The organism is Luteimonas sp. gir (assembly GCF_037198055.1).
GTDB classification, from domain to species: domain Bacteria; phylum Pseudomonadota; class Gammaproteobacteria; order Xanthomonadales; family Xanthomonadaceae; genus Luteimonas; species Luteimonas citri_A.
The window spans coordinates 43,210-64,175 of record NZ_JBBAXQ010000013.1; the positions used below are offsets into that span (position 1 = coordinate 43,210).

General features: G+C 69.0%; 22 protein-coding genes, 1 tRNA gene and 1 other RNA gene. 14 read left to right on the forward strand and 10 right to left on the reverse strand.

Annotated features, from left to right (window positions below):
- Nucleotides 1-28: 28 nt before the first annotated feature.
- Complete coding sequence (locus tag WAF18_RS14900) at nucleotides 29-262, forward strand: hypothetical protein (protein ID WP_337245801.1); 234 nt, start codon at nucleotides 29-31, stop codon at nucleotides 260-262.
- Between the two features lie 22 nt (nucleotides 263-284).
- Here WAF18_RS14900 and WAF18_RS14905 read toward each other — a convergent pair whose 3' ends face one another.
- Together WAF18_RS14905 and msrP are read right to left on the reverse strand one after the other, a co-directional pair.
- The gene (locus WAF18_RS14905; RefSeq protein ID WP_337245846.1) at nucleotides 285-890 is read right to left on the reverse strand and encodes a protein-methionine-sulfoxide reductase heme-binding subunit MsrQ; all 606 of its coding nucleotides are present in this window, start codon (nucleotides 888-890) and stop codon (nucleotides 285-287) included.
- A 44-nt stretch (nucleotides 891-934) separates the two neighbouring features.
- Entirely contained in the window at nucleotides 935-1,900 is a 966-nt protein-coding gene (msrP, locus tag WAF18_RS14910) for a protein-methionine-sulfoxide reductase catalytic subunit MsrP (protein ID WP_337245802.1), read from the reverse strand.
- A gap of 131 nt (nucleotides 1,901-2,031) precedes the next feature.
- Here msrP and serC point away from each other — a divergent pair, with 131 nt between their 5' ends.
- The 3 genes from serC to aroA all read left to right on the forward strand — a co-directional run bounded on the left by serC (nucleotide 2,032) and on the right by aroA (nucleotide 5,744).
- Complete coding sequence (gene serC, locus WAF18_RS14915) at nucleotides 2,032-3,132, forward strand: phosphoserine transaminase (protein ID WP_337245803.1); 1,101 nt, start codon at nucleotides 2,032-2,034, stop codon at nucleotides 3,130-3,132.
- Between the two features lie 171 nt (nucleotides 3,133-3,303).
- A complete protein-coding gene (gene pheA, locus WAF18_RS14920; RefSeq protein WP_337245804.1) occupies nucleotides 3,304-4,425 on the forward strand; it encodes a prephenate dehydratase in 1,122 nt (373 codons plus the stop codon).
- On the forward strand, nucleotides 4,422-5,744 hold the full coding sequence (gene aroA, locus WAF18_RS14925) for a 3-phosphoshikimate 1-carboxyvinyltransferase (protein WP_337245805.1): 1,323 nt from the start codon (nucleotides 4,422-4,424) through the stop codon (nucleotides 5,742-5,744). The genes pheA and aroA overlap by 4 nt, the downstream gene beginning before the upstream one ends.
- A 153-nt stretch (nucleotides 5,745-5,897) precedes the next feature.
- Here aroA and WAF18_RS14930 read toward each other — a convergent pair whose 3' ends face one another.
- A complete protein-coding gene (locus WAF18_RS14930) occupies nucleotides 5,898-6,470 on the reverse strand; it encodes an energy transducer TonB (RefSeq protein WP_337245806.1) in 573 nt (190 codons plus the stop codon).
- Between the two features lie 76 nt (nucleotides 6,471-6,546).
- The gene (locus tag WAF18_RS14935) at nucleotides 6,547-7,197 is read right to left on the reverse strand and encodes an energy transducer TonB (RefSeq protein WP_337245807.1); all 651 of its coding nucleotides are present in this window, start codon (nucleotides 7,195-7,197) and stop codon (nucleotides 6,547-6,549) included.
- Nucleotides 7,198-7,315: 118 nt separating this feature from the next.
- On the opposite strand from WAF18_RS14935, the gene serS reads away from it, so the two are divergent.
- The 3 genes from serS to WAF18_RS14950 all read left to right on the forward strand — a co-directional run bounded on the left by serS (nucleotide 7,316) and on the right by WAF18_RS14950 (nucleotide 10,329).
- Nucleotides 7,316-8,596: a serine--tRNA ligase gene (serS, locus tag WAF18_RS14940; protein WP_337245808.1), complete on the forward strand. Its 1,281-nt coding sequence runs from the start codon at nucleotides 7,316-7,318 to the stop codon at nucleotides 8,594-8,596.
- A 133-nt stretch (nucleotides 8,597-8,729) separates the two neighbouring features.
- Nucleotides 8,730-9,734: a LysR family transcriptional regulator gene (locus tag WAF18_RS14945; RefSeq protein ID WP_337245809.1), complete on the forward strand. Its 1,005-nt coding sequence runs from the start codon at nucleotides 8,730-8,732 to the stop codon at nucleotides 9,732-9,734.
- Nucleotides 9,735-10,239: 505 nt separating this feature from the next.
- Nucleotides 10,240-10,329 (forward strand) — tRNA-Ser (locus WAF18_RS14950).
- A gap of 10 nt (nucleotides 10,330-10,339) precedes the next feature.
- Here WAF18_RS14950 and WAF18_RS14955 read toward each other — a convergent pair.
- Nucleotides 10,340-10,837 (reverse strand): hypothetical protein, encoded by a 498-nt coding sequence (locus WAF18_RS14955; RefSeq protein WP_337245810.1) that lies wholly within the window; start codon nucleotides 10,835-10,837, stop codon nucleotides 10,340-10,342.
- A gap of 107 nt (nucleotides 10,838-10,944) precedes the next feature.
- Nucleotides 10,945-11,532: a manganese efflux pump MntP gene (gene mntP / locus WAF18_RS14960; protein ID WP_337245811.1), complete on the reverse strand. Its 588-nt coding sequence runs from the start codon at nucleotides 11,530-11,532 to the stop codon at nucleotides 10,945-10,947.
- A 380-nt stretch (nucleotides 11,533-11,912) separates the two neighbouring features.
- Here mntP and ssrA point away from each other — a divergent pair.
- Nucleotides 11,913-12,265: a transfer-messenger RNA gene (gene ssrA, locus WAF18_RS14965) on the forward strand.
- 104 nt (nucleotides 12,266-12,369) lie between these two features.
- On the opposite strand, the gene WAF18_RS14970 is transcribed toward ssrA, so the two are convergent.
- A complete protein-coding gene (locus tag WAF18_RS14970) occupies nucleotides 12,370-12,645 on the reverse strand; it encodes a hypothetical protein (RefSeq protein ID WP_337245812.1) in 276 nt (91 codons plus the stop codon).
- A gap of 283 nt (nucleotides 12,646-12,928) precedes the next feature.
- Here WAF18_RS14970 and WAF18_RS14975 point away from each other — a divergent pair, with 283 nt between their 5' ends.
- Nucleotides 12,929-15,082 (forward strand): CHASE domain-containing protein, encoded by a 2,154-nt coding sequence (locus tag WAF18_RS14975; protein WP_337245813.1) that lies wholly within the window; start codon nucleotides 12,929-12,931, stop codon nucleotides 15,080-15,082.
- A 12-nt stretch (nucleotides 15,083-15,094) separates the two neighbouring features.
- Here WAF18_RS14975 and smpB read toward each other — a convergent pair whose 3' ends face one another.
- Complete coding sequence (smpB, locus tag WAF18_RS14980; protein ID WP_047135116.1) at nucleotides 15,095-15,595, reverse strand: SsrA-binding protein SmpB; 501 nt, start codon at nucleotides 15,593-15,595, stop codon at nucleotides 15,095-15,097.
- A 38-nt stretch (nucleotides 15,596-15,633) separates the two neighbouring features.
- On the opposite strand from smpB, the gene WAF18_RS14985 reads away from it, so the two are divergent.
- Together WAF18_RS14985 and WAF18_RS14990 are read left to right on the forward strand one after the other, a co-directional pair.
- Nucleotides 15,634-16,068, forward strand: coding sequence for an SRPBCC family protein (locus WAF18_RS14985; protein WP_337245814.1), 435 nt, complete (start codon nucleotides 15,634-15,636; stop codon nucleotides 16,066-16,068).
- On the forward strand, nucleotides 16,065-16,343 hold the full coding sequence (locus WAF18_RS14990; RefSeq protein WP_337245847.1) for an RnfH family protein: 279 nt from the start codon (nucleotides 16,065-16,067) through the stop codon (nucleotides 16,341-16,343). Before WAF18_RS14985 ends, WAF18_RS14990 begins: the two co-directional genes overlap by 4 nt.
- Nucleotides 16,344-16,350: 7 nt before the next feature.
- Here WAF18_RS14990 and bamE read toward each other — a convergent pair whose 3' ends face one another.
- Complete coding sequence (gene bamE / locus WAF18_RS14995) at nucleotides 16,351-16,734, reverse strand: outer membrane protein assembly factor BamE (protein ID WP_183426828.1); 384 nt, start codon at nucleotides 16,732-16,734, stop codon at nucleotides 16,351-16,353.
- A 128-nt stretch (nucleotides 16,735-16,862) separates the two neighbouring features.
- Here bamE and fur point away from each other — a divergent pair, with 128 nt between their 5' ends.
- A complete protein-coding gene (gene fur, locus WAF18_RS15000; RefSeq protein ID WP_047135112.1) occupies nucleotides 16,863-17,267 on the forward strand; it encodes a ferric iron uptake transcriptional regulator in 405 nt (134 codons plus the stop codon).
- Between the two features lie 60 nt (nucleotides 17,268-17,327).
- Here fur and recN read toward each other — a convergent pair whose 3' ends face one another.
- Nucleotides 17,328-18,998: a DNA repair protein RecN gene (recN, locus tag WAF18_RS15005; protein WP_337245815.1), complete on the reverse strand. Its 1,671-nt coding sequence runs from the start codon at nucleotides 18,996-18,998 to the stop codon at nucleotides 17,328-17,330.
- Nucleotides 18,999-19,115: 117 nt separating this feature from the next.
- Between recN and hrcA the strand changes: the two genes are divergently transcribed.
- Together hrcA and grpE are read left to right on the forward strand one after the other, a co-directional pair.
- Complete coding sequence (hrcA, locus tag WAF18_RS15010) at nucleotides 19,116-20,201, forward strand: heat-inducible transcriptional repressor HrcA (RefSeq protein ID WP_337245816.1); 1,086 nt, start codon at nucleotides 19,116-19,118, stop codon at nucleotides 20,199-20,201.
- Between the two features lie 107 nt (nucleotides 20,202-20,308).
- A complete protein-coding gene (gene grpE / locus WAF18_RS15015) occupies nucleotides 20,309-20,839 on the forward strand; it encodes a nucleotide exchange factor GrpE (RefSeq protein WP_337245817.1) in 531 nt (176 codons plus the stop codon).
- Nucleotides 20,840-20,966: the final 127 nt, after the last annotated feature.

The following is a 20,966-nucleotide window of genomic DNA, read 5'->3' on the forward strand; positions in this document are numbered from 1 at the left end:
ATACGCAGTTTTTTGGAGGCGCGATCCGATGGGCACCCTCAGCATCTGGCACCTGATCATCCTGTTGGTCCTGGTTGCGATCTTTGCCGGCGTGGTCGGACTCGTCGTCTGGGCGATCGTGCGCAGCCAGCGCGAACCGCCACCCCGCCTGGATGAGGGGCTGGTGGCGCAGGTGGCCGCGCTCGACCGCCTGCAACGCGAGGGCGCGATCGATGCGGACGAGCATGCGCGCCGCCGTGCCGCCTTGCTGTCGGGCCGCTGACGCCTTCGGCTGCGGATGACCGTCAGCGCACCGCAGCGCGTCGTCGCGCCAGCGCCTTCCACACCCGCCAGCCCAGCAGCAGCGCCAGCAGCCCGGCATAGAGCGCGGGCTCGCGCCAGTCGGATTTCACGATCCACCAGAAGTGCAGCACCGCCAGCGCGGCGATCGCGTAGACCAGGCGGTGCAGGCGGCCCCAGTTGCGACCCAGCCGGCGCATCCAGCCGAGCGTTGAGGTCACGGCCAACGGCACCAGCAGCAGCCAGGCCAGAAAGCCCACGGTGATGTAGGGCCGGCGCGCGATCTCCGTGGCGACCTGCGACACGTCGCCCACCAGGTCCAGCGCCAGCCAGGCCGCGAAATGCAGGCTGGCGTAGGCAAAGGCGTACAGCCCGAGCATCCGCCGAAAACGCAGCGGCGCGGTCCATCCACTGAGCTGACGCAATGGCGTGATCGCCAGCGTGATCAACAACAGGCGCAGGGCGCCGATGCCCAGTTCGTGCTCGATCGCCACCACCGGCTCAGCGCCGAGCGCATCGATGTTGCCACCGCCAAGCACGCCCCACACGCGCCAGCCGAGCCAGGCCAGCGGCGCGAGGGCCAATGCGTGCACCAATGCCTTGCTGACCACAGTGCCGGTCGGCGTTGCGCGGCGCCTGGGCGCACGTGCCTGGCTCAATACCACTTGCGCAGATCCATGCCGGCGTAGAGCGAGGCGACCTGGTCGGCATAGCCGTTGAACGGACGGGTGTCGATCCGGTTGGCGAGCAGCCGGTTGCTGCCGGCGATCCGGCGCTCGGTCTTCTGGCTCCAGCGCGGGTGGTCGACCGCAGGATTGACGTTGCTGAAGAACCCATATTCCGAGGGCTGCAGGTCGTTCCACGCCGTGCTGGGCATGCGTTCGACGAAGCGGATCTGCACGATCGACTTGATGCTCTTGAAGCCGTACTTCCACGGCACCACCAGCCGCAGCGGCGCCCCGTTCTGCTGCGGCAAGGCCTTGCCGTATAGACCGGTGGCCAGGAACGCGAGCGGGTGCATGGCCTCGTCGATGCGCAGGCCCTCGCGATATGGCCAGCGGATCGAGCGGAAGCGCAGGCCCGGCATCTGCTCGCGGTCGGCCAGCGTGGTGAAGGCCACGTACTTGGCCTTGGCCGTAGGCTCGAATCGGCGCAGCACCGCCGCCAGCGGCACGCCGGTCCACGGGATCACCATCGACCAGCCTTCCACGCAGCGCAGGCGATAGATGCGCTCCTCGCTGGCGATGCCGCGCAGCAGGTCTTCGAGTGCAATGCGCCCGGGCTTGGCGCATTCGCCGGCCACCTCCACGCTCCAGGGCGTGGTGCGCAGGGTCTTGGCCGCGCGCGAGGGGTCGGCCTTGCCGGTGCCGAACTCGTAGAAGTTGTTGTACGAGGTGATGTCCTCGTAGCGGGTCAGCGGCTCGTCGGTGCGAAAGCCGCTGCGCGCTTGTGCCGGGGTGACCGGGGCCGTGCTGGGCGGCGGGGGCTCGGCATCCGCGCAGCCGGCCAGGCTGAGCGCCGGGGTCGCGGCCAGCAGGGCGAGCAGGCGACGGCGGTCGCGATAGACCGCCTCATCGGTGATGTCGGACTCGGGGATCCGCAAGGCGTCGCGCAAGGACATCGCTGGCTCCTGGCGCGTGCGCGCCGTAGATGGGGCAACGCGGAATACGTTGCCATCGCAACCATTGGCCGCGCGTCAAGGCTGCTGCACTGCGGCATACTTGCCGGCCTGCGAACGAGCGGAGTCGAGCGATGGCGCGAGCCTACAACTTTGCCCCTGGACCTGCGGCATTGCCTGAAAGCGTGCTGAAACAGGCCCAGGCCGACATGCTGGAGTGGGGCGACGCCGGTGCCTCGATCGTCGAGATGAGCCACCGCGGGCCGGAGTTCATGGCCGTGGCCACGCGCGCCGAGGCCGATCTGCGCACGCTGCTCGCGGTGCCCGACGAGTACGCGGTGCTGTTCCTGCAGGGCGGGGCGACCACCCAGCAGGCGCTGATTGCGCTGAACTTCGCGGCGCCCGGTGACACCGTCGACTATGTCGTCAGCGGCCATTGGGGCCGCACGGCGCTGCGTCAGCTCACCCCGGCGGTCGCGGTCAACGTTGCTGCCAGCGGCGAGGCCGATGGCTTCCGCACGATCCCGGCGCGCGAAACCTGGCGCCTGACCCCGGGCGCGGCCTACGTGCACATCACCGCCAACGAGACCATCCACGGCGTTGAGTTCCGGCCAGCCTGGGGGGCACCCGCCCCCGACACCGGCGATGTCCCGTTGTTCGCCGACTTCAGCTCCAGCATCGCGTCCGAGCCGATCGACATCAGCCGCTACGGACTGATCTACGCCGGCGCGCAGAAAAACCTGGGCCCGGTGGGGCTTTCGGTCGTGGTCGTGCGGCGCGACCTGCTCGAGCGCGCGGGCCAGCCGCGCGCCGACATCTTCAACTATGCCTCGCATCTGGCCAACGACTCGATGCTCAACACCCCGCCGACCTGGAACTGGTACCTGGCCGGGCTGGTGTTCCGCTGGATGCTCGACCAGGGCGGCACCTCCGAGTTCGACCGCCGCAGCGACGAGAAGGCCGGGCTGCTGTATGCCGCCATCGATGGCTCGGGCGGCTTCTACCGCAACGATGTCGCACACGAGGTGCGCTCGCGCATGAACGTGCCGTTCTTCCTTACCGACCCCGCGCTCGACGCCGACTTCCTGGCCGGCGCACGCGAGGCGGGGCTGATCGGCCTCAAGGGCCACCGGGTGCTCGGCGGCATGCGCGCGTCGATCTACAACGCGATGCCGGTCGAGGGCGTCCGCGCGCTCGTCGCCTACATGCAGGATTTCCAGCAGCGGCGGGGATGAGCGGTCCGCCATGCCGATGCCGCCTGGCATCGACGGTGACCGCGAAACGCCCGGCGATGGAGGGTCGGGCAGAGGCCCAAGCGTGCGTCATTGCGGCATCAGGGACGGCGTCGGTGTGTCGGCGCCAGCGTTGTGCGACCGTAACCCAGCATCGATTCTGAGAGACCATTGATGGCCGCCAAGCCGAAGAAAAAAACCGCCGACAAGCCCGCACCACCGCCCGATCTGGCCGCGGTGCGCGCACAGATCGACGGCATCGACCACCAGATCCAGACCCTGATCGCCGAACGTGCGCAGTTCGCGCGCCAGGTCGGCAAGGCCAAGGGAAAGCTCGCCGCCGCTGTCGACTACTACCGGCCCGAGCGCGAAGCTCAGGTGCTGCGCCGCGTGGTCGACCGCAACGACGGTCCGCTGTCGGATACCGAACTGGTGCGCCTGTTCCGCGAGATCATGTCGGCCTGCCTGGCCCAGCAGGAGCCGCTGAAGATCGGCTACCTGGGCCCGGAAGGTACGTTCTCTCAGCAGGCGGTGCACAAACAGTTCGGTCACTCGGCGATGGGTCTGCCGCTGGCGAGCATCGAGGAGGTGTTCGACGAAGTCGCCGCCGGCCATGCCGATTTCGGCGTGGTGCCGGTCGAAAACTCCGGGCAGGGCACGATCCAGTCCACGCTCGACCTGTTTCTGACCTCGCCCCTGCGCATCTGCGGCGAGGTCGAGCTGCGCGTGCATCAGTACCTGCTCTCGCGCACCGGCCGGCTCGACGAGATCGAGCGGGTGTATTCGCACGGCTTGTCGCTGGCGCAGTGCAAGGGCTGGCTGCGCCAGAACCTGCCCCAGGCCGAGAAGCACGCGGTGGTCAGCAACGCCGAGGGCGTGCGCCGGGCGCGGAAATCCGACGATGCCGCGGCCATTGCCGGTGAGAACGCCGCGCACGTCTACGGCATGAAAGTCATCGCGGGGCCCATCGAGGACCGCAGCGACAACACCACGCGCTTTCTGGTCATCGGCCGCGGCGCCTTCCCGCCGTCGGGCAACGACCGCACCTCGCTGATGGTGTTCATCCGCGACCAGCCCGGCGCGCTCTACCGCATCCTCGAGCCGCTGGCGCGGCGCGGCATCAGCATGAACCGGATCGAATCGCGGCCCGCGCATGGCGCGCTGTGGCAGTACGCCTTCTTCATCGACGTCGCCGGCCATGTCGACGAGTCCCCGCTCAAGGACGCGCTCGACGAGATCGACGCCTTCGCCGGCGATGTCCGTGTGCTGGGCTCCTACCCGGTGGCCGTGCCATGAGCGCCGCACGCTGGATCGCCACTGCCGGCGCGCCGCTGCGCGGCGAACTCGACGTGCCGGGCGACAAGTCGGTCTCGCACCGGGCGATCATGCTCGCCTCGCTGGCCGACGGTACCTCGCGCATCGCCGGCTTTCTCGAGGGCGAGGATGCCCGCGCCACCGAGGCGATCTTCCGCCGTATGGGCGTGTCCATCGAGACACCCGCAACCGGCGAGCGCGTCGTCCGCGGCGTCGGCATCGATGGTCTGCGCGCCGCCGACGGCCCGCTCGACTGTGGCAACGCCGGCACCGGCATGCGCCTGCTGGCCGGCTTGCTCGCCGGCCAGGCGTTCGACAGCGAACTGGTCGGCGATGCGTCGCTGTCCAAGCGGCCGATGCGGCGCGTCACCGAGCCCTTGGCGCGCATGGGCGCCCGCATCGACACCGGCGAAGGTGGGCTGCCGCCGCTGCGCGTGCATGGCCGGCAGCGCCTGGCCGGCATCGAGTACGAGAACGCGCTGGCCAGCGCCCAGGTCAAATCGGCGCTGTTGCTCGCCGGCCTGTATGCCGACGGCGAGACCGTCATCCATGAGCCGCGGCCCACCCGCGACTACACCGAGCGCATGCTCGCCGCGTTCGGCTGGCCGATCGACTTCTCGCCGGGGCTCGCACGGCTGTCGGGCGGCCATCGCCTGCGCGCGACTGACGTGCACGTGCCGGCCGACTTCTCGTCGGCGGCGTTCTTCCTGGTCGCCGCGTCGATCGTGCCCGGCTCCGATCTGCTGCTGCGCCGGGTCGGCATGAACCCGCGCCGCACCGGCCTGCTGCACGTGCTGCGGCTGATGGGCGCGGACATTGAGGCCTCGAATGCCGGCGAGCAGGGCGGCGAGCCGGTGGCCGACCTGCGCGTGCGCCACGCACCGCTGCGCGGTATCGAGGTGCCGGAAATCCACGTGCCGGACATGATCGACGAGTTCCCGGCGCTGTTCGTCGCCGCCGCCTGCGCCGACGGGCCGACCCGCGTGACCGGCGCCGCCGAACTGCGGGTCAAGGAGTCGGACCGCATCGCAGTGATGGCCACAGGACTGCGCACGCTGGGTATCGCGATCGACGAAACGCCCGATGGCGCGACGATTCCCGGCAGCCCTGGGGTAGGGGCGGTCTTTGGCGATGGTGAGGTTGAGAGTCATGGCGACCATCGCATCGCGATGGCGTTCGCGGTGGCTGCCCAGCGCGCGGCCGGTGAAGTCGTGATCTGCGATACCGCCAACGTCGCGACCTCGTTCCCCGGGTTCGTGCCGCTGGCACGCGGGGCTGGGTTCGGCCTGCAGGGCGACTGAGGGGGCTCAGCGGCGTTCCGCCGTCGTGCAAGGCCACGCCCGCTGTTTCAGGCCCGCGGCAGCGCCACGATCCCCAGACGCGTTCGCAGTGCTGATGCTGAAGCCTGCTCCCCATGACGGGGAGCAGGCGATGACGTCGACGTATCGATGCGCTCAGTTGCGCGCGGTCGCGCCCGGCTGGTCTTCGAGGGTGAAGTCGACGGGGACACGGACCGAACTCGCCTCTGGCTTGCCGTTGCGGATCGCCGGTTCGAAGGTCCAGCTCCGCGCCGCCTCCATCGCGGCTCGATCGAGATCGCGCGAGCGGCTGCGCTGCTCGACGCTGATATCGGTCGGCTTGCCGGCAGCGTCCACTTGCACGAGCAGCGTGACCGAGCCCTCTTCACGATTGCGCAGTGCCGCGGCCGGATAGTCAGGACGTGGCTGGTCCACCACGCGAGCCGGGCGATCCGCAGGCGCGGTGGTCGCAGACGGGCGTGAGGCCCGTTCGGGCGTCCGCGCGGGCTCGCGCTCGGCCGGCGGCGTGACCCCGTCGCCGATCGTCGGTGGTGGCGGCAGCGGCTCGGTCTGCGGCATGTCGCGCTTGCTTAGGAAGTACCAGCCCAGCGCCACCAGCGCCACCAGCAGCAGGATCCAGATCAGCGGGCTGGAGCCCTTGCGCGGCGGCTCCGGAGGCGGGGCGGCCGGAGGGGGCACGTCGTCGGGACGCCGCATCGGATCGCTCATCGTTGTAGCTCCACGCCGGAAGATGCGCCGAGCCTCCCACCGCCGATGTGGAGACCTTGTCAGCGCCGGGCGGGGCTCAGGAATCGTCTGCCGGGGAGAATGCGATCGGCACGCGCACCTCGCCAGGGACCGGCTGACCGGCGCGCATCGCCGGCTCGAAGCGCCAGCGCCGGACCGCGCTGACGGCGGCGCGGTCCAGGCGCGCGTGTCCGCTGCTGGCGATCACATCGATGCCCTCGACCCGGCCATCGGCCCCGACCTGCACCCGCAACATGACATCGCCGGTCTCGCCCCGCCGCAGCGATGCGCGGGGGTAACGCGGCTGCGGCGTGGACAGCGGCCGCGGCGTGCTGTCGTCGGCCTGCGTGGTCGTCTCGGGCGGTGGCGCTGCCGGCGCCGGCGCCGGTCCACTGGCGACGGGCGGCGAGATCGTGGCAGGCGGCCCCTGGGGCGCGCTGTCAGAGGGGCCGAAGCGTCCGCTGGCCCCGTCCACACTGGCCGGCAGCGGGGCCGGCAACGGTGTGGCCGTTCGATCGGATGCATCCGGCGGACCACCGATCGCGATGTCGCCGGCCGACGTGCGCGTGTCGCGCTGCTGCCACCACAGCCCGGCGAACAGCAGGCCGCCCAGCGCGCAGGCTGCCGCGATCATCAGCCACGCGCGCCGGGTCGGCAGCCACTGCCGAAGCGCGTGGCGGGGGCGCGAGGCGGGCGAGGGTGCGGACACGGCGGGCTCCAGCGGGCAGGGCGCCCGATTCTGTCATACGTCCGCCGCGCGGCCGTCGCTTCGGCGTATCGCCGATCCGGGCGATAATGCCGCTCCCGCTTTCGATGACGACGCCCCGATGCTCGATCCCAGCCTGCTGCGCCAACACCTCGCCGACACCGCCGCGCGCCTGCGCGACAGCCGCGGGTACGACCTGCCGGTGTCGCGCATCGAGTCGCTGGAGGTCGAGCGCAAGCAGATCCAGGTCCGCACCCAGGAGCTGCAGAACCTGCGCAACACGCGCAGCAAGGCGATCGGCCAGGCCAAGGCGCGCGGCGAGGACGTCGCCCCGTTGCTGGCCGAGGTCGCCGGCTTCGGCGACGAACTCAAGGCCAGCGAGTCGCGCCTGGACGGCATCAAGGCCGAACTCGAGGCGCTGACCTTGAGCGTGCCGAACCTGCCCGACGCCAGCGTGCCGGTGGGACGCGACGAGGCCGATAACGTCGAGCAGGCGCGCTGGGGCACGCCGCGCAGCTTCGAGTTCCCGGTCCGCGACCACGTCGAGCTCGGCGCCCGCGATGGCTGGCTCGATGCCGAAGCCGCCGCCAAGCTCAGCGGCGCCCGCTTCACCGTGCTGCGCGGCCAACTCGCGCGCCTGCACCGCGCGCTCGCCCAGTTCATGCTCGACCTGCATACCGGCGAACACGGCTACGAGGAGACCAGCGTGCCGGTGATCGTTAACGCCGACAGCCTCTACGGCACCGGCCAACTGCCCAAGTTCGAGGAAGACATGTTCGCCACCGAGTTGGGCGAACAGAAGCGCTATCTGATCTCCACCTCCGAGATCTCGCTGACCAACCTGGTCCGCGACGAGATCGTCGAGGCCGAGCGGCTGCCATTGCGCATGAGCGCGCATTCGCTGTGCTTCCGCTCCGAGGCCGGCAGCCATGGCCGCGACACCCGCGGCATGATCCGCCAGCACCAGTTCGAAAAGGTGGAAATGGTCTCGGTGGTGCGCCCGGCCGACAGCGACGCCGAACTCGAACGCATGACCCGGTGCGCCGAGACCGTGCTCGAGCGCCTCGGGCTGCCGTACCGCCGCATGCTGCTGTGCAGTGGCGACATGGGCTTCGCCGCGCGTCGCACCTATGACCTCGAGGTCTGGCTGCCCTCGCAGCAGACCTACCGCGAGATCTCTTCCTGCTCGAACTGCGGCGACTTCCAGGCCCGCCGCATGCAGGCGCGCTGGCGCAATCCCGAGACCGGCAAGCCTGAACTCGTGCACACCCTCAACGGTTCGGGCCTGGCGGTCGGCCGCACGTTGATCGCGGTCATGGAGAACTTCCAGAACGCCGATGGCACGGTCGAGGTCCCCGAGGTGCTGCACCCGTACATGGGTGGCGTGACCCGCCTGGGCTGACGGGCATCAGGGCAGGGCGCCGTCGCGACAGGGCGCGATGAACCGCCGGGAAGCCGCCCGGCGGAATTCGTTGTGGAAATAGGATAGAAGTGGTCCAATATCGCCTATTGTCCTGATTGCAAGGCGGCTCCCCATGCAGGATCTCAACGATCTCTATTACTTCGCCATGGTGGTCGAGCATGGCGGCTTCGCTGCGGCCGAACGGGCGCTCGGGATCCCGAAGTCCCGGCTGAGCCGGCGCATCAGCCAGTTGGAAACCGAACTGGGCGTGCGTCTGCTGCAGCGCTCGACCCGCCGGTTCGCCGTCACCGACGTCGGCCAGAGCGTGTTCCGCCACGCGCAATCGATGCTGGCCGAGGCCACCGCCGCGCGCGAGGTCGTCGACCGGCTCAGCGCCGAGCCGCGCGGCCTGGTGCGCGTGAGCGTGCCGGTAAGCATTGCCCAGCAGTCGATCCCGCAGATGCTGCCCGAGTTCCTGGCCCGCTACCCGCAGGTGCGCGTGCAGTTGCACGTGAGCAACCGCCGCGTGGACGTCATCAACGAGGGCTTCGACGTTGCCGTGCGCGTGCGCGCCAAGCTCGACGATGACGGCAGCCTGGTCATGCGCAGCTTCGGCCAGATCCAGGAACTGCTGGTCGCCAGCCCCGGCTATCTCGATCGCATGGGCCGCCCGAAGGACCCGGACGAACTCAGCCAGCACACCACGATGAGCATGGGCGAGGACGAGGTGAAGCAGCGCTGGGACCTGCAGGCCGCCGACGGCACCACCCGTCGCGTCGAGCTCAAGCCCCGCGTCGCCGGCTTCGACTTCCCGATGCTGATGGCGCTGGCCAAGCAGGGCCTGGGCATCACGATGCTGCCTGAGACCCTGTGCGCCGAAGCCGTGCGCAATGGCGAACTGGAAGTCGTGCTGCCCGACTGGCACCTGCCCCAGGGCATCGCCCACGCCGTATTCGCCTCGCGCCGTGGCCTACTGCCGGCGGTCCGCGTGTTCATCGACTTCCTGGCCGAGAAGCTGCCCCCACTGATCGAAGCCTCAAGCCTGGATTGCCGCAATTGCGACCGCAAAGCCCGCGATTGCGCCCCGGCGCCCGCACCGCGCATCGCGCAAGGCGCGGCGCGTGCGACAATGTCCTGAGGCGGGGCTGGACCGCAGGTCAAGCACTGATCCACCCGCACCGCGCAACGTGCGGTATCGGGTGACATACGGTGTAATGTGCGCGCCGAAGTAGCAACGGAGAGATGACCGGTGGTTTAAGGCAGCGGTCTTGATCCGGGGGCCGCAGGCCGTAGGAAACATCGACCGCAAGTCGATGGTCAAACCGCCGGCACCGCGCGAAGCGCGGTGTAGTGTGGGAGCGCAGTAACAACGGAGAGATGGCCGAGTGGTTTAAGGCAGCGGTCTTGATCCGGAGGCCGCAGGCCGGAGGAAACATCGACCGCAGGTCGATGGTCAAACCGCCGGCACCGCGCGAAGCGCGGTGTAGTGTGGGAGCGCAGTAACAACGGAGAGATGGCCGAGTGGTTTAAGGCAGCGGTCTTGATCCGGAGGCCGGGGGCCGGAGGAAACATCGACCGCAGGTCGATGGTCAAACCGCCGGCACCGCGCGAAGCGCGGTGTAGTGTAGGAGCGCAGCAACATCGGAGAGATGGCCGAGTGGTTTAAGGCAGCGGTCTTGAAAACCGCCGAAGGGTCAAACCTTCCGTGGGTTCGAATCCCACTCTCTCCGCCAATCTCCTGCTTCAACTCAACGCCGACGCATCCTCATACGGCAGATGCCGCGCACCTGCGGCCTGAAGCGCAGCCTCGGCACCCGCCAACGCATCGTCTTCGCCGTCGATGACGATCAGGATGCGGCCCGCTTCGATTTCATCTTCGAACGTGCGCCGCACCGGGTCGGGCAGGGAAGCGCCAACCAACGACGACGCCCAGGTGCCGACGGCTGCACCGCCCAGTGTCGTCAAGGCGACGCCGGCGAGAGTCAGTCCAAGTGGCGGCACCGCCACCGCCACCAGACCTGCGATCAGGCCTGTCGCCCCACCCAAGCCGGCGCCACGCATCGCGGCGTGCTTGAAGTCGGTGGGGGCTTCTTTCTGATGCTCGGGCACGCTTTCGAGTTCGATGTCTGACCGGGCGATCACCGAAATGGCATCGTCTTCAATGCCTGCATCGCGCACCTCACGGATGGCGGTCTGTGCGGCGGGCAGGGAATCGGTGCTGTAGACGCGGCGGACTTTCATCGAGGACGCTCCGGCTGACGATCTGTCGAGCTTCGTGGAGCCCTCGTGTGTCTGCCGTGAACCGCGGGAATCGTGGCGGCTACCACCGCGCACGCATGGCGCACCGGTTACAGCGTAGGCAAACCGCCTCCGCCGCCGAGGTGCTCATAGAGGATGGCCGCGCCGATGCCGATCAGGATCAATCCGCCGATGATCTCGGCACGCTTGCCGGCGAGCGCGCCCAACACGCGTCCGAGCATGATGCCGGTGGTCACCATGACCAGGGTGCAGATACCAATGACGGTCGCCACCACGACAATGTTGACGTCGAGAAAAGCCAGCCCTACGCCCACCGCCATCGCGTCGATGCTGGTGGCAAAGCCGGTTGCAGCAAGATTCCAAAAGCCGTGCCGGGCAGGGGTCGCGTCGTCGTCTTCGGGTGTTTTGCGCAGGCCCGCGTGGATCATCCGCGCGCCGAGTAGGCCCAGCAGGACGAACGCGATCCAGTGATCCCAGGCGCTGACATAGGCGGCCGCCGCTAGACCCAGGGCCCATCCGATGACGGGCGTGAGCGCCTCGATCGTGCCGAAGATCACACCGGCACGCAGCGCCTGGAGAAAGTGGGGCCGTCGCATCGCCGCGCCCTTGCCGACAGCCGCGGCGAAGGCGTCGGTCGACATGGCGAAGCCGATCAGGAGGATGGAACCCAGGGACATCGTGCGCATCAATCGGGATCGGGCAAGCGCGACAACGGCATGCCGGCACGCCCAATCCGCGTGATGCCGGTACACCGCTGGTCTCGCCAACCTGGACTGGTCGCACGCGCCACGATCGCAATGGATCGAGTGTGTTGACGCGGGCGCTTCCGCGATGCGGAAGCCGGCTACTCCCCAAGGGGACGCGCATGCTAGCAGCACCGATCGAACGATGCGACGTTATAGCCGATGGCATTTCTCATAGTTGGAACGATTGCACTCCGGCACCAGGCGTGGGGCCGGCTCCGCCGATGAACCTGCGCTCGCATGCCGTCGTCGCCCGCTTGCATCGCATCAGGCCGCCCCTATACTGCGTGCATCAGCGTAAGTTCTGATTTCCCGGGGGTGCCATGGCTTCGACGGGGGTCGCGAAATTACCTGGTGCATGCCGAGGGGGCAGCTTTCCTCGTAAATCCAGCGGCAAACTTTTAGTTGCCAACGACGACAACTACGCTCTCGCCGCTTAAGGCGTAAGCCCCGAACCCACTTGTGCCTGTGCTCGTGGATGTAGGGTCATCATCACAGGAACCAGCCGCGGCGGCCGCCTGTCTGCCGTGGTTGAACTGACAGGCTGGTCCCGGGATGCGCTTTGCGCACCGTGCTGTTCCGGGGCGAGATCCAACGGTGTGCTAAGCATGTAGTGCCGGGGATGGAGTGCCTTCGGACGCGGGTTCGACTCCCGCCACCTCCACCAAACATTGGTCCCACACGAAAGGCCGGAGAATCTCTCCGGCCTTTTCGTTTCGTGTGCCGCGTGTGTGTCCGCGGCGAGGCGGGGCGGGGCGGTCGAGACCAGATCTATGGCTCGCGCCGCCCACGTGCATCGAGCACACCGCGCGCGGCGCTGTCGGAGGAGACCCGCAGGTTCAGCGATTTGCAGCGCTCGATGCCGGCGAGGGTCAGCGCCAGTTCACCATCGGGCGTTCGATCGACCAGGCCGCCGTCGACGAGTCGGTCGACCAGTGGCAAGGCCTCGGGATCCAGAGGTTGCTGCAAGTCGATGCGGGTCAGGCATTCGAGCAGATCCGACTCCTGGGTGCCGATGGCATCGATTTCGATGGAGAAGCGGCGCATGGGTGCTCTTGCGGCCAGGGCTACATCCAGCGCCCCTTGGGGCCGCCAGGCTAGCAGCCTGTGGCCAGTCGGTCGGTGCGGTTCCGCGCTCAGCGCGTCTGTGACCAAGTGGCCGTGCAGCTAGCTATTTCAGCGGATCCGACAGCTGGGGCGCTGCGCGGAGCCGTCCAGTTCCTGTCCATTCCGGGTTGGCGGCGCTGGGGGCGGTGTCTTCGTGTCGCCAGGCCGTTATCCTGTCGCGATGGCTGGACCCTCGCCTTTTCAACGCCTTACGCCCGCGTCCTTGCGGGCGCGCCTGCGCCGAGGGTATGGGCTCGCAGTGCTGGTACTGGTCGGTGCGCTGTCGATGGTCGCGCTGTACGCGCACAACGCGAGCGAGCGTGAGCAGCGGTTGGCCGAGGGCAGCTTCGTGGCCGAGGCCGAGCGCCTGGCCGATGCGGTCCGTCAGCGTCTGCTGCAGTACGAGCTGAGCATCCGCGGCGGGGTGGCGTTGCATAGCGCGGCGGCGGACATGCCGACCACCCGGCAATGGCGCGGGTATGTCGAGGGTCTGGACATCGCCCGGCAGTTGCCGGGCATGGTTGGGCTGGGCTATGTCGCTTACGTGGATCCGCGTGGCCTGGCCGAGTTGCAGTTGCGGCGCCGGGCGCAGGGCGAGGGTCTGTTTTCGGTCACGCCGCGCGGCGCGCGCGAGCACTACGGCGCGATCGTGTACTTCGAGCCGGAGACACTGGGATCGCGCGCGACGATCGGCTACGACCAGCTCAGTGATCCGGTGCGCCGCGCGGCAATGGAGGCCGCGCGCGATACCGGGCAGGTGCGCCTGAGTGCGCCGGTGACCTTGCGTCCCATGGTCGCCGATGGCGAGCCGGGGGTGCTGATGTTCGGGCCGGTCTACCGCACGGCGCGGTTTCCCGAGACGCCGGTCGCGCGCGAGAACGCGTTGATGGGCTGGGTGTTCGCGCCGTTCCGCTCCGAGGAGTTCATCGACCGTTCGGGCGTCGGTGCCGGCGCGCAGACGGCCTTCCGCGTCGTGGATGTGACCGATGGCGGGGATGCGCCGGTGTTGCAGACGCGCAACTTCGACGCCGATCCCTCGGGGCGGGTGCTCCATTCGTTGACCCAGACGGTCTACGGCCGCACCTGGCGTTACGACTTCCAGCACATCGGGCCGCTGACCTCAGGCGGCATGCGCGAGCTGCAGACCACGCTGGTGACCGGGGTGCTGGCGTCGTTGCTGCTGTTCGCGGTGGTGCTCACCCTGGCCAGGACGCAGTCACGCGCGGAGTTCCTGGCGCGCCGGCTCAGTGATTCCTACCGCCGCAGCGAGCAGCGATTCCGCAATGCGATGCGTTACTCGGCCATCGGCATGGTGCTGCTGGACCGCAACGGCGCCATCGTCGAGACCAATCCGGCGATGGCGCAGATCGCGGGTCTGGAGCAGGCGGCGATGACCGGCACGCGGCTGAGCGACTACTTCGTCGACGCGCAGGATCAGGTCACACGGACACAGGAAATGCAGGCCCTGCGCGAGGGGGTGCACCGCAGCACCCGGCGCTTGCGCCGCTGCGATGGCGACATCCGCCAAGTGCATCTGGCCTCGACCTTGGTGCTGGGCGAGGCCGACAGCGAGGTCACGCGCCTGGTGCAGGTCGACGATGTGACCGAGCGCCTACGCGCCGAGGCGCAGGTGCATGCGCTCAATCGCACGCTCGAATCGCGCGTGGAGCAGCGGACCCGCGAACTCACCCAGGCCAATCACGAACTGGAGTCGTTCGCCTACATCGTCTCGCACGACCTGCGCGCGCCGCTGCGCAGCATCGACGGCTTCGGACGGATACTGGCTGAGCGCTACGGCGATGCGATCGACGCACAGGGACAGGACTATCTGGCACGGGTGCGCAATGCGGCCGCGCGGATGGATGCGTTAATCGACGCCTTGCTGAAGATGTCGCGCATCAGCCGCGGCGAGTTCAAGCGCAGCCCGCTGGATCTGAGTCGGCTGGCGGAGGAGGTGGTGGCCGAGTTGCGCCATGCCGAGCCGGCGCGGCAGGTCGAGATCGTCGTCGCACCGGGGCTGACCGCCGAGGGCGACACGGCGCTGGTGCGCAATCTGCTGCAGAACCTGCTCGGCAACGCCTGGAAGTTCACCGCCGATACCGCCGAGGCCAGGATCGAGTTCGGCCGCGGCGCCGATGGGGCGTTCTTTGTGCGCGACAACGGCGCGGGGTTCAATGCCGATTACGCGGGCAAGCTATTCCGTCCGTTTCAGCGGCTGCACCGTGAGGACGAGTACAAGGGCCACGGGGTGGGGCTGGCGTCGGTCAAGCGCATCGTCGAACGCCACGGCGGCACGATCTTGGCCGAAGGCGCGCCGGGGCAGGGCGCGACGTTCCGCTTCACGCTGGCGCGCAAACCGGAACCGTCGCGGCCCTGAGGTATCCGGCGGTCAGGCGTCCTTGTTGTGCCGGCGCAGCAGCCGCTGCTTGTCGCGGGCCCAGTCGCGTTCGCGCTCGGTCTCGCGCTTGTCGTGCTTCTGCTTGCCCTTGGCGAGCGCGATCTCGGCCTTGATCTTGTTGCCCTTCCAGTACAGCGCGGTCGGCACGACGGTGTAGCCGTCGCGCTGCACGCGGCCGACGAGCACGTCGATCTCACGCCGATGCAGCAGCAGCTTGCGCGTGCGGTGGGCATCGGCCACGACGTGCGTGGAGGCCTGGATCAGCGGGGTGATCTGGGCGCCGAACAGGAACAGTTCACCGTGGCGGATGACGGCGTAACTCTCGCCGATGTTGGCGCGCCCGGCGCGGATGGCCTTGAGCTCCCAGCCCTGCAGCGCCAGGCCGGCCTCGTAGCGGTCCTCGAGGTGGTATTCGTGGCGCGCGCGCTTGTTCAGCGCGATGGTGCCGGTGCTGTTTGCTTTATCCTTGGCCTTGCCGCTTTTCTTGCTCATTTCCCCATTGTCCTCGAAGCACGTCCTCCAGGCGAGTCATGCCCAAGATCGAACGTAGCGCCCTTGTCGGGCAACCGGCCGAGCGCATGTTCGCGCTGGTCAATGATGTGCCTGCTTATCCGCGCCGGTTCGCCTGGTGCGATTCGGCGCAGGTCCTCGAATCGGGCGGCGACCGCATCGTCGCCCGGCTGGATCTGGGCCTGGGCGCTTTGCGGACGTGGTTCACGACCGAGAACACGCTCTCTCCACCCGATACCATCGACATGCAGTTGCGGGACGGCCCGTTCAAGTCGCTGCACGGGCGCTGGACGTTCCGTGCGCTGGATCCGAGCTCGTGCAAGGTGTCGCTGTCGCTGGAGTTCGAGCCCAGCAGCCGCCTGATGCTGCCGGCGCTCACCCTCGGGTTCCGCGGGCTTGCCGATCGCATGGTCAACGATTTCATCCGGGTCGCCGAGCGCGAGCCGGCCGGCTGAGCGCGACGATGCGGATCGAGGTCGTTGACGCGCAGCCCCGGGCGCACCGCAGCTGGACGCTCGCGCTGCCCGATGGCGCCGATGTCGCGATGGCGTTGGCGGCGTTGCCCGATCCGGCGGTGCTGGTCGGCATTGCCGGCTATGCGGTGTACGGCGTACGCGTGGAGGCCGCTGCGAAACTGCTTGACGGCGACCGCCTGGAGCTGTTGCGCCCGTTGCAGCTCGACCCCAAAGAAGCGCGCAGGCGCCGCGCGGCGAAGCGCGACGCGGACTGACGCGCCGTCAGCGGCGCTTGCCGCGCTCCTTGGGCAGGTTGCCGAACTTGCGCATCTGCTCGGCCAGTTCCTGATCGCGGTTGGGGAAGTAGTCGCCTTCCCAGCGCGCGAGCTGGTCGTTCTCGAAGTAGACCGTGAAGTTCTTCACCTCGGTCTGGCCGCTGCGGCCGACCCGCTGGGTGGCGGTGTAATCCCAGCGCTGGTGATGGAACGGGTCGGCAATCGCGGGCGAGCCCAGCAGCGCCTCGACCTGCGGCTTGCCCATGCCCACCTGCAGTTGTTCGACCGCGGACTGCTCGATCAGGTTGCCCTGATAGATCGGCTGCTTGTAGACCAGGGCGCAGCCGCTGGTGGCCAGGACGAGGGCCGAGACGAGAATGACTTTCTGCATGGCGGAGGGCAGGGGCCGGGGGCTGCGGAGACCGGGCCGATGATACACTGCGCGTCACGCCGCCACCGCGATTCAGGCAGCCGGCGTTCAACCGCCAGTGAATGCCGGCCTGTACTCGGAGACACTTCATGGAATCGCTCGACCTGCGCAAGGCAGGACTGAAAGTCACCCACCCGCGCATGCGGATCCTGGACCTGCTGGAGCAGCGCACGCCGCGGCAGCATCTCACCGCCGAGGACATCTACCGGCAGTTGCTCGAGCAGGGCGACGAGATCGGGCTGGCGACGGTGTACCGGGTGCTCACCCAGTTCGAGGCCGCGGGTCTGGTGCTCAAGCACAATTTCGAGGGTGGGCACGCGGTCTACGAGCTCGACCGTGGCGGCCACCACGACCACATGGTCGACGTGGACACCGGCAAGATCATCGAGTTCGAAAGCGCCGAGATCGAGAAGCTGCAGCACGAGATCGCCGAACGCTACGGCTACCACCTCGAGGATCACTCGCTGGTGCTGTACGTGCGCAAGCGCCGCTGAACGAAGCGGCCAGCGGCCGAGTGGGAGATCTGCAGGCGCGGCCCGAGGCCGCGCCTGCGTTCAGGGGCCGGCAGTCTCCAGCAGCTTCCGGGCCGCGGCGCGGGCCTCGCTGCTGACTTCGACCCCGCCGAGCATCCGCGCCAGCTCTTCGGTCCGGGCCTCGGCATCGAGCAGGCTGACCCGGCTTTCGGTCGCACCGCCGCTCGCGGCCTTGTGCACGCGATAGTGCGCATGCCCCTTGGAGGCGACCTGGGGCAGGTGGGTCACGCACAGCACCTGGCGGCTGGCGCCCAGCGCGCGCAGCTTGCGGCCGACGATGTCGGCGACCGCGCCACCGATGCCCGAGTCGACCTCGTCGAAGACCATCGTCGGCACCGCGTCGTGGCCCAGTGCTGCGACCTCGATCGCCAGCGAGATACGCGACAGTTCACCACCCGATGCCACCCGGCGCAGCGGTCGAGGTGGCTGACCGGCATTCGCCGACACCATGAACTCGATGCGCTCGGCGCCCTGCGGATCGGGCCGGTCGTGCTCGACCGGCTCGAACGCGATCTCGAAGGTCCCGCCACCCATGCCGAGCTCGTGGATCAGCGCGGTCGTTGCCTTCGACAGCGCCTTGCCGGCCTTGCGGCGGGCGGTGCCCAAACGGTCAGCGGCGCTGCGCCAGCGCGCGAATGCTGCGTCGATCTCGCCGTCCAGGCGCGCCAGGCGCTCGCCGGCGCCGTCGAGCTGTTCGAGCTCGGCGGCCAGCCGCTGCTGAACCTCGCTCAGTTCTTCGGGCGTGACACGGTGTTTGCGCGCCAGTTCGTGCAGCCGGCCCAGGCGTTGCTCGAGCAGTTCGAGTTCGGCCGGGTCGATGTCGAGGTCGTCGCGGACCTGGCCGAGCAGGCGGGTGGCCTCGTCGAGCTGGATCGTGGCGGCGTCGAGCATCGCGTCCACCTCGCCCAGCCGCGGTTCGTGCGCACGCATCCGACCCAGTTCGTGGCGCAGCGCGTGCAGCGCCTGCGGCAGGCCGACGGCGTCCTCGCCACTCATCCGGGCCAGCGCGGCGTCGCAGGTCTGGATCAGACCGGCAGCGTTGGCATGGCGCCGGTGCGCGACGTGCAGTTCGGCGATTGCTTCGGGCTCCAACCGCTCGCCTTCCAGCTCGTCGAGCTGGTGGCGCAGCCAGTCGCGGCGCTCGCCGACATCGCCGATGCCGATCAGCGCCTCGCGCTCGCCCTGTAATGTGCGCCAGTCCTGCGCTGCGCTGCGGACCGCGGCCAGCAACGCGCCATTGCCGGCTTGGGCATCGAGCAGCGCCAACTGGCTGCCACGTGCCAGCAGGGCTTGGTGTTCGTGCTGGCCGTGGATCTCAACCAGGCGTCCGGCGAGCTCGGACAGTTGGGCGATCGTCGCCGGCCGCCCATTGATCCAGGCCCGCGAGCCGCCGTCGGCGCGCAGCGTGCGCCGCAACTGGCAGGTCACACCTTCGTCGAGCTCGTTGTCGCGCAGCCAGCGCAGCGCCGGTGCGGCGTCGTCCAGCGTGAATTCGGCGTGCAGCTCGGCGCGCTCGGCGCCGTGGCGGACGATGCCGCTGTCGGCGCGCTGGCCGGACAGAAAACCCAGCGCATCGACCAGCAGCGACTTGCCGGCGCCGGTCTCGCCGGAAATGACGGTCAGCCCCGGACCGAACTCGAGGTCGGTGGCGGTGGCGACGGCGAAGTTGCGAATGGCGAGGTGGGTGAGCATCGGTGGAATTGTGCCTTGGCGGCCTGCGGTCGTGTAGCGGCGGCTTGATAGCCCGCGCACGTCTCACCGGTGGAGACCGCGCTTGCATCGGTGGCGGCGGCGCCGTATACCGCCCGCATGTCGTCCGACACCCGCCATCCGCTCGACCCGCGCGCCCGCCAACTGTTGCGCACGCTGATCGGGCGGCACATCCGCGACGGCGAGCCGGTCGGGTCGCAGACGCTCGCCCGGCATGCCGGTCTGGATGTGAGCCCGGCGACCATCCGCAACATCCTGGCCGACCTGGAAGAAGCCGGGCTGTTGAGCTCCCCGCACACCTCGGCCGGGCGCGTGCCCACCGCGCAGGGCTACCGGGTGTTCGTCGATTCGCTGCTGCAGGTCAAGCCGCTGCGCGAGCAGGAGCTGGTGCGGCTGCGCGGGGAGCTGACCGGGGCCGGCGGGCACCAGTCGCTGCTGGGCAGTGCGTCGGAGCTGGTCTCGGCGATGACGCGCTTCGTCGGCGTGGTCTCGGTGCCGCGACGCGAGCAACTGGCGTTCCGGCACATCGATTTCGTGCCGCTCGACGGCCAGCGGGTCATGGCGATCATCGTGTTCGCCGACCACGAGGTGCAGAACCGGATTTTCCAGACCCGGCGCAGCTTCGACGCCGCCGAGCTCGAGCGCGTGGCCAACTACCTGAACCAACATTGCGCGGGCCGGCCCATGGCGGTGGTGCGGGCGACGCTGGTCGAGGAACTTCGCCACGCCCGCGACGAGATGGAGGCGCTTCTGGCGCAGACGATGGAGTTGGCCGAACAGGCGCTGGTGCCGGCCGACGAAGACATGGTGCTGGCCGGGCAGAATCGGCTGATCGGGGTGCAGGACCTGTCGGATCTGGACCGGCTGCGCGAACTGTTCGAGGCGTTTTCCCGCAAGCGCGAAATCCTGCAGTTGCTCGAACGCACACTGCACGCGCCGGGCGTGCGCATCTTCATTGGCGAGGAAACCGGCCTGGCGCCGCTGGAGGGCGTGTCGCTGGTCACCGCGCCCTATGCCGCGGGCGGGCGGACGCTGGGCGTGTTGGGGGTGATCGGCCCGACCCGCATGGCCTATGACCGGGTGATCCCGGTGGTGCAGGCGACCGCCGATCTGTTGGGCGCGGCGCTCGGCGGCCATCCTGCGGCAGGCGAGGGCGCGCCGGGCCGCACACCAGACGCGGCCTAAAGTCACCAGGCGCGGCGGCGTCGAGTTCCCGGCCGCGGCTTGAAACCGCGGCGGCCAGCCCCATAGCTGGGCGGGTCGGCGGCCAGACGCCCGCCCCGGAACCAGACATGACCCAGGAACAGCACGAGACGCAGCACCCCGAAACCCACGAGTCCAACGACCAGGCCACGCCGGTCGAGGCCCAGCTGACCGAGCAGGTCGAGCTGCTGAAGGCCGAGCTCGAACAGGTGCGCGCCCAGAGCCTGCTCGAGCGCGCCGACCTAGAGAACCAGCGCAAGCGCCTGGCGCGCGAGATCGAGACCGCGCGCCGGTTCGCCAACGAGCGCCTGCTCTCGTCGCTGGTGCCGGTGTTCGACGCGCTCGAGGCGGGGCTGGCGAGCGCACCGGAGAACGATCCGCTGCGCGCCGGCGTCGAACTGACGCTGCGCGAACTGGTCAAGGCGACCGAGAGCAACGGTCTGCGCGTGGTCGCGCCGGCGGCTGGCGACCCCTTCGACCCTGAACACCATCAGGCGATGAGCATCGTCGAGGTGCCGGGCGTGCCGCCGGGCGCGGTCGCCCAGGTCTTCCAGAAGGGCTACCTGCTCAATGAGCGCCTGCTGCGCCCGGCGATGGTGGTCGTGGCCAAGGCCGACTGAGCGCGACCGGCGCCGACTGGCGCCCTTGCGCATCACACCGCTTGAACGCTGTGTTGCGCGTCCCCAGATACCCCGCATCGACGGCCTCGCCGCCGTCCCCGCACAACGACATTTCCTAGAGGAAGCA

Coding starts and splice junctions, on each gene's coding strand:
- fur (WP_047135112.1), top strand. CDS start 16,863: ATGGAATCGCTCGACCTGCGCAAGGCAGGACTGAAAGTCACCCACCCG.
- WAF18_RS14945 (WP_337245809.1), top strand. CDS start 8,730: ATGCAGGATCTCAACGATCTCTATTACTTCGCCATGGTGGTCGAGCAT.
- serC (WP_337245803.1), top strand. CDS start 2,032: ATGGCGCGAGCCTACAACTTTGCCCCTGGACCTGCGGCATTGCCTGAA.
- mntP (WP_337245811.1), bottom strand. CDS start 11,532: ATGTCCCTGGGTTCCATCCTCCTGATCGGCTTCGCCATGTCGACCGAC.
- WAF18_RS14970 (WP_337245812.1), bottom strand. CDS start 12,645: ATGCGCCGCTTCTCCATCGAAATCGATGCCATCGGCACCCAGGAGTCG.
- smpB (WP_047135116.1), bottom strand. CDS start 15,595: ATGAGCAAGAAAAGCGGCAAGGCCAAGGATAAAGCAAACAGCACCGGC.
- bamE (WP_183426828.1), bottom strand. CDS start 16,734: ATGCAGAAAGTCATTCTCGTCTCGGCCCTCGTCCTGGCCACCAGCGGC.
- WAF18_RS14955 (WP_337245810.1), bottom strand. CDS start 10,837: ATGAAAGTCCGCCGCGTCTACAGCACCGATTCCCTGCCCGCCGCACAG.
- grpE (WP_337245817.1), top strand. CDS start 20,309: ATGACCCAGGAACAGCACGAGACGCAGCACCCCGAAACCCACGAGTCC.
- aroA (WP_337245805.1), top strand. CDS start 4,422: ATGAGCGCCGCACGCTGGATCGCCACTGCCGGCGCGCCGCTGCGCGGC.
- serS (WP_337245808.1), top strand. CDS start 7,316: ATGCTCGATCCCAGCCTGCTGCGCCAACACCTCGCCGACACCGCCGCG.
- WAF18_RS14930 (WP_337245806.1), bottom strand. CDS start 6,470: ATGAGCGATCCGATGCGGCGTCCCGACGACGTGCCCCCTCCGGCCGCC.
- msrP (WP_337245802.1), bottom strand. CDS start 1,900: ATGTCCTTGCGCGACGCCTTGCGGATCCCCGAGTCCGACATCACCGAT.
- hrcA (WP_337245816.1), top strand. CDS start 19,116: ATGTCGTCCGACACCCGCCATCCGCTCGACCCGCGCGCCCGCCAACTG.
- WAF18_RS14900 (WP_337245801.1), top strand. CDS start 29: ATGGGCACCCTCAGCATCTGGCACCTGATCATCCTGTTGGTCCTGGTT.
- recN (WP_337245815.1), bottom strand. CDS start 18,998: ATGCTCACCCACCTCGCCATTCGCAACTTCGCCGTCGCCACCGCCACC.
- WAF18_RS14985 (WP_337245814.1), top strand. CDS start 15,634: ATGCCCAAGATCGAACGTAGCGCCCTTGTCGGGCAACCGGCCGAGCGC.
- pheA (WP_337245804.1), top strand. CDS start 3,304: ATGGCCGCCAAGCCGAAGAAAAAAACCGCCGACAAGCCCGCACCACCG.